The sequence below is a fragment of the Actinocrispum wychmicini genome (assembly GCF_004345645.1).
Taxonomy (GTDB): Bacteria; Actinomycetota; Actinomycetes; order Mycobacteriales; family Pseudonocardiaceae; genus Kibdelosporangium; species Kibdelosporangium wychmicini.
The window spans coordinates 711,005-722,322 of the sequence record NZ_SLWS01000003.1; the positions used below are offsets into that span (position 1 = coordinate 711,005).

The window sequence follows — 11,318 nt, forward strand, 5'->3', positions numbered from 1 at the left end:
GGACATGGTTCCGCTTGCTCATGATGTCAGAGCGGCGGTCGACAACCAAGCCATCCCCACTGGAGGAACACCCTCATGCAGTACCGCACCTTGGGCCGCACCGGTGTGCAGGTCAGCTCCCTCGCGCTCGGCGCGATGAACTTCGGCAAGATCGGGCGCACCACCCAGGACGAGGTCACCGCCATCGTCGATGCCGCCCTGGCGGGCGGGATCAACCTCATCGACACCGCCGACGCGTACAGCGGCGGCGAGTCGGAGGAGATGATCGGCAAGGCCATCGCCGGCCGCCGCGAGGACGTCGTGCTGGCCACGAAAGCGGGCCTGCCGATGGGCGACGGCCGCAACCATCAGGGCAGTTCGCGCCGCTGGCTGGTCACCGAACTGGACAACAGCCTGCGCCGCCTCGGTGTCGACCACGTCGATCTCTACCAGATCCACCAGTGGGACCCGAGCACCAGCGACGAGGAGACCCTGTCGGCGTTGACCGACCTGCAGCGCGCGGGAAAGATCCGTTACTTCGGCTCTTCCTCGTTCCCCGCGTACCGCGTCGTGCAGGCCCAGTGGGCCGCCCGCGAGCATCATCTGAGCCGTTACGTCACCGAACAGCCCAGCTATTCGATCCTGCAGCGCGGGATCGAAACCCACGTGCTGCCCGTGACCGAGCAGTACGGGCTCGGCGTGCTGGTGTGGAGCCCGTTGGCGTCGGGCTGGCTGTCCGGCGCGATCCGCGCGGGCCAGGACATCACCACCAACCGCTCCACGTTCATGCCGCAACGCTTCGACACGACCCTCCCCGCCAACCGGGCCAGGCTCGACGCCGTCGAGCAGCTGGCCAAACTCGCCGACGAGGCCGGCCTGACCATGATCCAGCTCGCGCTCGGGTTCGTGACCGCGCATCCGGCCGTGACCAGCGCGCTCGTCGGCCCCCGCACAGTGGACCACCTGCACTCGCAACTCGCCGCCGCGGACACCGTGCTCTCCGCGGACGTGCTCGACGCGATCGACGCGATCGTCGTCCCCGGCACCGACCTGGCCCCGCACGAGAAGCACGACACCCCGCCCGCGCTGCTCGATCCGGCACTGCGGCGCCGCTGACCGTGTCCCGGCGGGCCCTTGTCAGCTGGTGTGCAGGATCCGGAAGCGGTCGGGTTCCGCCGGATCCCGATCGACGACCTGGATCGGTGGCCAAGCCCATTGCCAGACGCTGATGCCTGGCGTGCGGGAGAACTTGATCAGGCCACGGGTGCCTTCGACGGCGACGTGTGGCCAGGACTCGGCGGTGCGCGCCCGGTCCGTGCCGTGCGAACGCAGCACGTCGGCGAGGACAGCGATCGTGTCGTAGCCCTCGAAGGCGACGAAGGAGGGCGCTCGGGTCAGCCGCTCGCGCAGGGCTGTCTCGACGCGTGCGCCGAGTGGGCTGAGGCGCTCAGGCAGGTAGCGCAAGAACGGGATGGCGGCGCTGTCGTCGCCCAGCAGCGTCGCCCATTCGGCGAACTCCGGTTGCCCGGCCGGAGCACCCAGCATGATCTCGGCGAGGCGCCGGTCGCGGCGGACGGACTTGACGATCGACACTGCCGGCTCCGGGTGGCCGACCAGAAGAAGGAGGGCTGTCGCGCGATTGTCGACGAGTTCGTCGCACACAGCTGTGGGGCCGAGCGCGCGCATGTCGAGTTCGAGGACGGTGCCGCCGCGTGGCGCGAGATAGTCCAGCAGAATGCGGGCCCCGGACGTCCAGTAGACACTTGAGTCGGCTGCTACGGCGATTCGGCGGTGGCCCGCGCTGAGGAGGAAGTCGGCGTAGATCTGCCAGCCGTGGGACTGCGCCGGGGCGAGGCGCGCGACCCATTCCGTTGGCTGTTCGGTAAGCGCGTCGAGAACCGCTGACGAACAGAGGAACGGCAGGCCGAGGGTGTCGGCTGTGGCGGCAGCGGTGCGAGCGACGACGCTGTGATACTCCCCCGCCAACGCGGCCACGCCCAGGCGAGCAAGTTCGTCCACCGCCGCCGCGGCCCGCTGTGGATCAGCCGCGGTGTCCCGGACCACCAGCTCCAGGGGCCTTCCAGCGATCCCGTCCGCGTCGTTGACGTTGCGAACGGCCAGCTCGAGTCCAGCGAGCAGGTGGTGGCCCGCCTCGACCCAGCCAGGCCGGGTCAGTGGGACGAGAGCGCCGATCTGGACCGACGGCTGGGCGATCATGCCGGACATTGCATCCACCGCCAGCGCCGACAGGCAACCGATTATCTGGTCGGGTCCGTCAGGGATCATTACGACTTCTCCTAACCGGGACCCCAGGAAGCGCAGGGTTCAACTCCGCAGCCGTGCGGCCTGACGGGTGAGGTGGTCGCGTTCGGCGAGGTTGGGCGCTGATCGGGCGGCTTCGGCGTAGAGCCGTGCCGCGGTCACGGGGTCGCCGTCGCGCTCATGTAGGTATGCCGCGACGGCGGTGTGGCGGGGCAGGGATGGGTCGAGTTCCGCCAGGGCGGCCAGGCCGGCGCGCGGGCCGTCGGCCTCGCCGACCGCGACCGCCCGGTTGAGGCGGGCCACCGGGCTGTCGGTGAGGTCCACCAACTCGTCGTACCACTCGACGATCTGCACCCAGTCGGTCTCCTCGGCCGTCTGAGCGTCGGCGTGGAGTGCGGCGATCGCTGCCTGGGCCTGGAACTCGCCCAGACGGTCGCGGGCGAGGGCGACCTGGAGCACGTCGACACCCTCGGCGATCAAGCGGGTGTCCCACAGGCCGCGGTCCTGTTCGGCGAGAGGTACGAGGCTCCCGTCGGGGCTGGTCCGTGCCGGCCGGCGGGCGTGGTGCAGCAGCATCAGCGCGAGCAGGCCCGCGACCTCCTCGTGGTCGATCATCGCAGCCAGTTGGCGAGCGAGCCGGATCGCCTCGGCGGCGAGGTCGACGTCGCCGGAATAGCCCTCGTTGAAGACCAGGTAGAGGACACGCAGCACGGTGGCCACGTCACCGAGCTGGTTGAACCGGACAGACGAGACAGTCCGTTTGGCTCGACTGATCCGCTGGGCCATCGTCGCTTCCGGCACGAGGTAGGCCTGCGCGATCTGCCGCGTGGTCAGGCCGCCGACCGCACGCAGCGTGAGCGCGACCGCCGAAGCCGGTGTCAACGACGGGTGCGCGCACAGGAAGTACAGCTGGAGCGTGTCGTCCACCGCCTCGCCCGGACCAGGCACGGGTTCGCTGTCGACGAGCACCTCGCGCCGCCGCCGGGACGTCTCGGCGCGGGTGGCGTCGAGGAACTTCCGCCAGGCCACGGCGACCAACCAGCCCTTGGGATCCCGCGGTGGATCGTCCGGCCACACGCGGACGGCCTCGATCAAGGCGTCCTGCACGGCGTCCTCGGCCGACGCGAAGTCAGCCCCACGGCGGCCGAGGAGCCCGATCACGGTGGGGGTAAGGGACCGCAGCAGGACCTCGTCCACCTGCGTCACTCCGTGCTGGTCGGGGGCGGGGCGTAGATCGGGCGCACCTCAAGCCACTCCTGGACCGGCCGGCCGCCCGCGCCCGGAGCCGCGGACAGCTCGCCGGCCAGTTCGATCGCCCGCTCGTAGGTCTCGACGTCGATCACGATCCAGCCGGCGATCAGGTCCTTGGTCTCCGCGAACGGCCCGTCGGTGACCGGCGGCCGTCCCTCGCCGTCGTGGCGGACGAACGTGCCCTCCTGGGTGAGCGCCTCGGTGTTGACGAACTCGCCGGTGCCTTCCAGCCGGGTGATGAAGTCCCGCATGTACTGCACGTGGGCCGTGACCTCGCCCGGTGTCCACTGGTCCATCGGCACGTCGTGGACCGACGCCGGCGCGCCCCGGTAGTGCTTGAGCAGCAAGTACTTGGCCATCGTGTTCTCCTCGGTGCGGGTACGGTCCATTGTGGCCAGGTCCGGCTGCCTTTAGGGGCACGGTTCGCCGGATGATGTTGTTCCTCTCAGGTCGTCACGGTAGGTGTTGGGGTACGCCGTTTTTCGAGGGGGCTGTGATGGGACGTACCGAGGGCTGTACCGGTGCGGTCTGAACGCGTGACGTCGGCCGCCGAGCCGGTCCAGGAGCACGACACGGTCGGGTCAGGGACCAGCGCCGGCCGGCAGGGCGCGTCCGGGCACTCCCTTCTCTTTCTTCAACGGGTTGCCGGCAATCAGGCCGTGTCCCAACTGCTTGAGGTGCAACGTGAACCCACTGCCGGCGGTCCGGATCAGGTCCAGACCGTCGATCCGGAGGCGAACGCGGAGCAGTCCGCCGCCGAGGAGGAGACGTTCGACGACCAGGCGCAGCAGGCCGTCGAGGACGAGCAGCCCTCGGTGTGGCACGACATCGCGGAGGGCGCGGCCGGGGTGGCGTACGGCTCGGTGCAGTCGCTGACGCCGGGCGGTTTCGCGGCGCCCAGTCCTGCGCCGCAGTCGCGGCTGTTCGAGTTCTTCCGGGGCGCTGGGCAGATGGCGACCGGCGTGGCCGAGATGGTCGTCGGCGCCGGTGGCGAAGTCGGCGGTGTGGCGCTGGACGCGACTGGTGTCGGCGCGGTCGCGGGCGTGCCGTTGAACATCGCTTCCGCGGCGGTCATCGCCCAGGGCGCGGTCAGCACCGCGGCCGGTGCCGGGACGCTCATGCACGCCATGTCCATGGGCGGCGGCTCGTCGTCCGGTGGCGGACCGCGCCTGCCCAAGAAGGGAACCCCGGAGCGTGCCGCCATCGAGAACGCCCGGCGCAGTGGCATCCGGGCCGCGCAACGCCGCGAGCTGGACAACATCAAGGCAGGCGGGAAGGGGACACCCGGCAACGAGGTGTGGACCGACGCGGAGCTGACGAAGATCCGCGACTCCGGCGAGTTCCCCAAGGATGTGCGGTGGCACCACAGTCCGACTGTGGCCAACCGGCCCGACCTGGCCGGTGATCCGAGCGTGATCAAGCCGATCCGCGGCGGGGTGCAAGGCCATCTGGCCGCGCACGGAGGAGACTTCCGGAAATGAACGGCCTCGTCGCCTCCGTCCTGACCGACCTGTTCGGCCCGCCCGAGCCCGGCTCCGACGCCGATTCCCTGGCGTGGACCACCTGGCGTTCGAACGACCCGGACCACCGCTCCCGCCTGTACCGCCGGACCGGGCCAACCGACCTGCCCGACGCCCTGCTCGCCTGTTACGGCGACTTCGGCGGCGGCTTCCTCATCGGCAGCTCGATCAAGATGGCCACGATCGACAGCCAGGACGTCCACGGCCTGTACCGTTTCGACGAACTGGCGATCCAACCCGAACTGAGCGACGTCCGCGTCCAACGACCCGAGCTGCACTTCTTCCTCGACGCCGCCAATGTGTGGTTCTACGGCATCGAGGGCGACACATTGGTCGCCTTCGACGCCGACCTCGACGAGATCACCGACCTGGGCGACCCGGCGGCCGCACTCCCCGATCTGCTCACGGAATGGCTGGATTCCTGAGCCACAGGCCGGTGAACACGGCACTGGCCAAGGTGACGGCACCGGCCACGACGAAGGCGCTGGTGAGGCCGGTCTCGACGGACGCACCACCGGATTCCTGGGCGCGCACGACGGCTCCGAGCACGGCCACGCCGAGCACCGCGCCGATCTGCCGGGTGGTGCTGCTGACGCCGGAGGCCAGACCGCCCTCCTGCGGCCCGACCGACGTGATCGCCGCGCCGGTCAGCGGGGACATGGTGAGCCCGAAACCGATGCCGACGACCGCCAGCCGCCACCACACGTTCCCGTAGTCGGTGTTCGCGTGCACGAAGCCCAGCGCCAGCAACCCCAGACCGGCCAGCGCCAGGCCGCCGGTGACCACGATCCGGAAGCCGTACCTGGCGGCGAGCCGGCCCGCGTACGGGCTGACGATCACCATGGCGAGGGACGCGGGCAGGGTCTGCAGGCCGGCACGCAGGACCGAACTGCCCTGGACGTACACGAAGAACTGGGAGAAGAAGAAAGCCGAGCCCATCAGCGCGAAACCCACCACGACCATGGCGGTGTTGGACACCGTGAACAGCCGTTGCCGAAACAGCCGCAGCGGCAGCATCGGCGTCGATCCGCGTCGTTCGACGACGACGAAGACCGCGAGGATCACCGCTCCGCCGATGAAGCTGCCCAGGATCACCGGCGAGGTCCAGCCCTGCGCGCCGCCTTCGATCAGCCCGTACGTCAGCGCGCCGACACCTAGGACGGACAGGACCGTCCCGGGGACGTCGATCGCCGGCGCGGCGGGATTGCGGGACTCGCCCAGGATGCGCAGGCCGGCCAGCAGCAGGGCCGCGCCGATGGGCACGTTGACCAGGAAGATCGCGGGCCAGCCGAAGGAGTCCACCATGATGCCGCCGGCCAACGGTCCGGCGGCCAGGCCGATTCCGCTGAACCCGGCCCACAGCCCGATCGCCTTGACCCGTTCCCGCGCGACCGGATAGGCGGCGGCGAGCAGGGCCAGTGAGGCGGGGCTCAGCGCGGCGGCCCCGATCCCCTGCACCACCCGTCCGGCGATCAGCCAGCCGATCGAGGGCGCGAAGGAACACAGCACGGACGCGGCGGTGAACACCGCGACACCCGCCAGGAACACCTGTTTGCGGCCGAAGCGGTCGGCGAAGACGCCACCGGACAACAACAGCATGGCGACCAGCAGGACATACGCGTCGACAATCCACTGCAGACCGGTCAGCTGGGTGTGTAACCGCAGCTGCATGTCCGGCAGCGCCGCGCCGACGATGGTGCTGTCGAGCAACACCATGAACTGACCGAGGCAGATCACGGTGAGCAAGGCCGCCCGGCTCGCCCGAGTGCCTCCAGGCGATCCGACCTTCGTCGCGCTGTCGTGTGTGGTCAACACCATTCCCCCCTTGTCGCGAACGCTCCCGGCACCATAGTTCGATAATCCCGAAATGCCGAACGATGGTATCGTGGCGGTATGCGATGGCTACCCGAGCCCGGACGCGAGTCGCTGACCCTCGCGTCAGTGCTGCACGCGCTGGGCGATCCGGTGCGCCTGCAGTTGGTGCGCCGGGCCGAGGTCGATCCCGACTCGACCTGTGCCGCTGTCTCCGACGGGTTGGCCGTGCCGCTGTCGACGCTGACCAATCACTTTCGGATCCTGCGCGAGGCCGGGGTGATCAGCATGTCCGTCGACGGCCGGCACCGGCGGATCCGGCTGCGCGGCGACGACCTGCGCGACCGTTTCCCGGACCTGCTCGAACCGATCCTGCGGCTCAGCGCGGCCGAGGCGCCGAAACTGAGCTAGGGGGCGGGCGCCCAGAGGTGGTCGGCGTCGCCGGCGGCGAGGCGGCCCCGATAGATGTCGATCTTGCGATCGATCAGCTTGAGGTTGTTCTCCAGTTCGGCCAGCTTGGCCAGCACGTCCGCGCGGTGCGCTTCCATCAGCGCGAGCCGCTCCTCCTCGTTGCCGCGGCCGGCGGACACGAGTTCGGCGTACCGCCGGATCGTCTTGATGGGCATGCCGGTGGCGCGGAGCTTGGTGCAGATCGTGATCCAGTCCAGGTCCAGCTGCCGGTAGCGGCGCCGGCCGCCGGAGGTGCGGTCGATCGTGGTCACCACCAGGCCGGCGCGTTCGTAGTAGCGCAACGTGTGCACGCTGACCCCGGTGCGATCGGCGGCCTCGGCGATACTCAGGCCCGCCTGAGGTGACTGGTTGACTTCGAGCACGCTCTAAATCCTACCGTCGGTCTCATGAGTGCTTCAACGTTGCTGACCGCCGACGGGCTCACTCGGCGGCGCCGGTTCCTGATCCTCGCCATCTGCTGTGCCAGCGCGGTCGTCGTGGTGATGGACATCTCCATTGTCAACGTCGCGCTGTCGGCGATTCGCCGTGACCTGCACGCCTCGGTGTCCGGTCTACAGTGGACAGTCGATGGATACACCCTGGTACTGGCCAGTTTCCTCGTACTGGCCGGGTCGGTCGCGGACCGGATGGGCCGCCGGCGCGTGTTCCTGATCGGGCTGACCGTGTTCGGGCTCGGCTCGGCGCTGTGCGGCCTCGCGCCGACCACGGGGACGCTGATCGCGGCACGCGTGCTGCAGGCCATCGGCGGCACGATGCTCAACCCGGTGGCGATGGCGATCGTCGCCACCACGTTCCCCGAACCGGCCGAACGGGCCAAGGCGATCGGGGTGTTCGCCTCGGTGACCGGCCTGTCGCTCGGGCTGGGGCCGATCGTCGGGGGTGCCCTGGTCGACGGATTCGGCTGGCACGCCGTCTTCTGGGTGAACGTCCCGATCGTGGCCGCGGCGATCGTGTGCGCCGTACTGTTCGTGCCCGAGTCCCGCGCCGCTCGGGCACGCCGGTTCGACCCGGTGGGCCAGGTCCTGGTGATCCTGGTGCTGGGCAGCGTGGTTTACGCGATCATCGAATCCCACGAGTTGGGCTGGACCTCGCCGGTCATCCTGGGGCTGCTCGTGCTGGCCGTCCTCGGTGTGCTGGGCATCCTCGGCTACGAACCACGCCGCGCCGACCCGCTGCTGGAACTGCGCCTGTTCCGCAGCGTGCCGTTCAGTTCGGCGATCCTGATGGCGTTGTGCGCCTTGTGCGCGTTCGGATCGTTCCTGTTCATGACACCCCTGTACCTGCAGAACGTGCGCGGCATGTCGGCGTTCGTGGCGGGCCTGTGCCTGCTGCCGGTGGGGGCGTTGATCGTGGTGCTCTCCCCCATCACCGGCCGGTTGGTCGCCACGCGAGGCCCTCGGCTGCCGCTGGTGGTGGCGGGCGCCGCGCTGGCGTTGGGCGGTGCCGCGTCGACTTTGCTCGGACCGGACACGCCGATACCGGCGGTGCTCGCCACCTACCTGCTGTTCGGCATCGCCTTGGGCATGGTCAACCCGCCGATCACCAACTCGGCGGTCGCTGGAATGCCGCGCTCGATGGCCGGAGTGGCCGCGTCGCTGGCGTCGTCCGGCCGGCAGACCGGCACCACCCTGGGTGTCGCGATCTCCGGCACGATCGTGGGATCGGCCCTGTCCGCCGGGGGAACCCAGTTCACCGACGCGGAACACGGTGTGTGGTGGCTGGTTGTCGTGCTCGGGGTCGGCGTGCTGGCGCTGGGGCTGTTCAGCACCGGCCGCCGGGCCGTCGGCACCGCCACCCGGGCGGCCGTCCTGTTCGACGGTGTCGAAGCGGGCGTCACGGTTCGATGAGGAAGTCCACGATCGCGGTCGCGAATTCCGGGGCGCCGAGGGCGGTGAAATGGTCGCCCGGCACCCGGGTGAACCGCGCGTCGGCCAGGGTGGCGGCCAACGCGTCGGCCGAGGCCTGCCCGGTGTCCCGGTCGCCGACCGCCACCAAAGTCGGGGTCGTGACCTGCGTCAGCGCCGCCCGGGGTGTCGGGACGAGAGCGTTCAGGACATGCAGAAGCGCCCGCGGATCGTTGCCGGACAAACGGATCCAGTGCGCCGACGCCGCGTCCGGCGACCCGGGCGGGATGGTGTCCCCGTTGGCCAGCGCGGTCAGGACGCGGTTGTCGCCGCCGGTCGCACGGGTGACCGCGTCGAGCCCCTGACCCGCGACGATCGCACGAGCCGGCCGGGCGCCACGGACGAGCATCCGCAGCACGACCCGCGCACCCAACGAGTAGCCGCCGAGGTCGTAGTCGTCGAGCCCGAGGTGATCGATCAACGCGAGCCCGTCGTCGACCAGGACATCCGGCGGATAGGCCGCGGGATCGTCGGGGTGCGCGCTGTCGCCGTGGCCGCGCAGGTCCGGCACGATCACGCGGCGCCCGGCGATCCCGGCCGCCGGTCCATGGTCGACCCACTGTGTCCCCGTGGCCGTGAACCCGTGCAGCAACACCAGCGGACGGCCGTCGCCGATCTCCCGATAGACCAGTTCCCGGCCGTCCCGGCCGGGAAACCGCCCCGCTTCAGCGCCTGCCCCAGCGATCCTCGTCATCACACCACCGCCCCGAGATCGACGATAGCTACGCCCCAGTGACCGCCGCGATCAGGGCGTCGCCGGTGTACGCGGTGCCGCCGATGCCCCAGCCACCGTCCGGGGCGTTCACGACGTTGACCCACGTGTTCGCCCGGTTGTGGGTGTCGACGGTCAGTTCGTCCACGATGTCGGTCGCGGCGGTGATGAACGCGGCGCGTGCGGCGGCGTCCGGCAGGCCGATGTTCGGCAGCTTCAGTTCGACCATCACCACCGGGCGGTTCACGCCGCCGGCGTAGATGGCCGACGGGTCCAGCACGTGCAGGGTGCCACCAACGATCGCGGTGAAGAACTCGTTGCCCGCCAGCCCGCTGACCTCGATCAACGCCTCGGTGAGGCGCGGAAGGACAGTCTCGCGGCCGGCGTCGGTGAGCACACCGGCCGGGGCGGTGACAGTGATCGGCATCGGAAAACCTCCAGTAGCTAGTACGTACGTACTAGTCAGATCATGGAGTAGGATGCCCGTACTAGTCAAGGGAGAAGGCATGGCGGGCGACACACGCACCCGGATGATCGAGGCGGCCGTGACCGCGCTGCAACGGCACGGCGTCGCGGGGATGTCGTTCACCGAAGTCCTACGGGACAGCGGCGCCGCCCGCGGCGCGATCTACCACCACTTCCCCGGCGGCAAGGCCCAGATCGTCGCGGAAGCCGCCGCCCGCAACGGCCACGACGTCCAAGCCCACCTGGCTCGACTCCCCGTCGACGACCCGATGATGGTCGTCGACAGTTTCCTCAGCGCCATCCGACCTGTCGTGCGCGCGTCCACCGAAGGCGGTGGGTGTGCGGTCGCCGCGGTCACGGTGGAGGACAGCGGTGAACTACGCCAGGTCGCCGCGACCGCGTTCACGTCGTGGGTCGACCAACTCGCCGAACGCCTTGTCACGGCTGGACTCCCGGCGCGGGACGCGGCCGACCTGGCCACCACGTTGATCACCCTGCTGGAGGGCGCGCACGTGCTGTGCCGGGCGGCGGGCAGTCTCGATCCGTTCGAGAAGACCGCCCGCGCGGCCCGCGCTCTCGTACGAAGTCGTTATTCCTGAACGAGGATCACGCCGTCGCCGCCGTCATGCCCGGACTCCGGGTCGTTGAACCAGCGGCCGCCATGACCGAGGTAGCGGAACCGGATCTCGGTGCCGGGGTTCACCGTGTAGGACGTCGAGCGGGTGCCGTTGGACCGCCTGCCCAGGACGTGCGTGCCCGGGGTCCAGTCGTTGAAGCAGCCCACGACGCTCACCGGGCCTTCGTGCACGTCCGCGGGCAGCACCCACGTCACGGTCACCATGCCGTTCTTCGTCCGACGCGTCTTGATCATCCGGCAACTGTCCTTCGGGCCGATGGGAAGGCGGTCGGCACCAGCGAAGCACACGTACGTCACACCCGATC

Annotated in this window: 14 protein-coding genes; 6 read left to right on the plus strand and 8 right to left on the minus strand. The window is 69.9% G+C overall.

From position 1 onward, the window contains the following. Window positions 1–75: 75 nt before the first annotated feature. Complete coding sequence (locus tag EV192_RS17190; RefSeq protein ID WP_132116362.1) at window positions 76–1,095, plus strand: aldo/keto reductase; 1,020 nt, start codon at window positions 76–78, stop codon at window positions 1,093–1,095. A 21-nt stretch (window positions 1,096–1,116) separates the two neighbouring features. On the opposite strand, the gene EV192_RS17195 is transcribed toward EV192_RS17190, so the two are convergent. Genes EV192_RS17195 through EV192_RS17205 form a run of 3 tightly spaced genes read right to left on the minus strand, consistent with a single transcriptional unit; the run spans window position 1,117 to window position 3,851 of the window. Further along, the gene (locus EV192_RS17195) at window positions 1,117–2,265 is read right to left on the minus strand and encodes an ABC transporter substrate-binding protein (protein WP_243726891.1); all 1,149 of its coding nucleotides are present in this window, start codon (window positions 2,263–2,265) and stop codon (window positions 1,117–1,119) included. Window positions 2,266–2,304: 39 nt separating this feature from the next. Then, a complete protein-coding gene (locus tag EV192_RS17200; protein WP_132116364.1) occupies window positions 2,305–3,438 on the minus strand; it encodes an RNA polymerase sigma factor in 1,134 nt (377 codons plus the stop codon). A gap of 5 nt (window positions 3,439–3,443) precedes the next feature. After that, entirely contained in the window at window positions 3,444–3,851 is a 408-nt protein-coding gene (locus EV192_RS17205) for a YciI family protein (protein ID WP_132116366.1), read from the minus strand. A gap of 162 nt (window positions 3,852–4,013) precedes the next feature. On the opposite strand from EV192_RS17205, the gene EV192_RS17210 reads away from it, so the two are divergent. Together EV192_RS17210 and EV192_RS17215 are read left to right on the plus strand one after the other, a co-directional pair. After that, window positions 4,014–4,973 carry a hypothetical protein gene (locus EV192_RS17210; RefSeq protein WP_132116368.1) on the plus strand — a complete coding sequence of 320 codons (960 nt, stop codon included), beginning with the start codon at window positions 4,014–4,016 and terminating at the stop codon, window positions 4,971–4,973. Further along, the gene (locus EV192_RS17215; RefSeq protein ID WP_132116370.1) at window positions 4,970–5,437 is read left to right on the plus strand and encodes a hypothetical protein; all 468 of its coding nucleotides are present in this window, start codon (window positions 4,970–4,972) and stop codon (window positions 5,435–5,437) included. The genes EV192_RS17210 and EV192_RS17215 overlap by 4 nt, the downstream gene beginning before the upstream one ends. On the opposite strand, the gene EV192_RS17220 is transcribed toward EV192_RS17215, so the two are convergent. Next, a complete protein-coding gene (locus EV192_RS17220) occupies window positions 5,415–6,827 on the minus strand; it encodes an MFS transporter (RefSeq protein WP_243726892.1) in 1,413 nt (470 codons plus the stop codon). The genes EV192_RS17215 and EV192_RS17220 overlap by 23 nt on opposite strands. Window positions 6,828–6,905: 78 nt before the next feature. On the opposite strand from EV192_RS17220, the gene EV192_RS17225 reads away from it, so the two are divergent. Beyond that, entirely contained in the window at window positions 6,906–7,235 is a 330-nt protein-coding gene (locus tag EV192_RS17225) for an ArsR/SmtB family transcription factor (RefSeq protein WP_132116374.1), read from the plus strand. On the opposite strand, the gene EV192_RS17230 is transcribed toward EV192_RS17225, so the two are convergent. Then, window positions 7,232–7,657 carry a MerR family transcriptional regulator gene (locus EV192_RS17230; RefSeq protein WP_132116376.1) on the minus strand — a complete coding sequence of 142 codons (426 nt, stop codon included), beginning with the start codon at window positions 7,655–7,657 and terminating at the stop codon, window positions 7,232–7,234. The two genes, EV192_RS17225 and EV192_RS17230, sit on opposite strands and share 4 nt — an antisense overlap. Window positions 7,658–7,681: 24 nt before the next feature. Here EV192_RS17230 and EV192_RS17235 point away from each other — a divergent pair, with 24 nt between their 5' ends. Beyond that, window positions 7,682–9,142: an MFS transporter gene (locus EV192_RS17235; protein WP_132116378.1), complete on the plus strand. Its 1,461-nt coding sequence runs from the start codon at window positions 7,682–7,684 to the stop codon at window positions 9,140–9,142. On the opposite strand, the gene EV192_RS17240 is transcribed toward EV192_RS17235, so the two are convergent. Together EV192_RS17240 and EV192_RS17245 are read right to left on the minus strand one after the other, a co-directional pair. Further along, a complete protein-coding gene (locus tag EV192_RS17240) occupies window positions 9,129–9,893 on the minus strand; it encodes an alpha/beta fold hydrolase (protein ID WP_132116380.1) in 765 nt (254 codons plus the stop codon). The two genes, EV192_RS17235 and EV192_RS17240, sit on opposite strands and share 14 nt — an antisense overlap. Window positions 9,894–9,921: 28 nt before the next feature. Beyond that, window positions 9,922–10,338: a hypothetical protein gene (locus EV192_RS17245; RefSeq protein ID WP_132116382.1), complete on the minus strand. Its 417-nt coding sequence runs from the start codon at window positions 10,336–10,338 to the stop codon at window positions 9,922–9,924. Between the two features lie 79 nt (window positions 10,339–10,417). Here EV192_RS17245 and EV192_RS17250 point away from each other — a divergent pair, with 79 nt between their 5' ends. Continuing rightward, entirely contained in the window at window positions 10,418–10,975 is a 558-nt protein-coding gene (locus EV192_RS17250) for a TetR/AcrR family transcriptional regulator (protein WP_132116384.1), read from the plus strand. Here EV192_RS17250 and EV192_RS17255 read toward each other — a convergent pair. Next, a complete protein-coding gene (locus tag EV192_RS17255; RefSeq protein ID WP_132116385.1) occupies window positions 10,966–11,247 on the minus strand; it encodes an isoamylase early set domain-containing protein in 282 nt (93 codons plus the stop codon). The two genes, EV192_RS17250 and EV192_RS17255, sit on opposite strands and share 10 nt — an antisense overlap. Window positions 11,248–11,318: the final 71 nt, after the last annotated feature.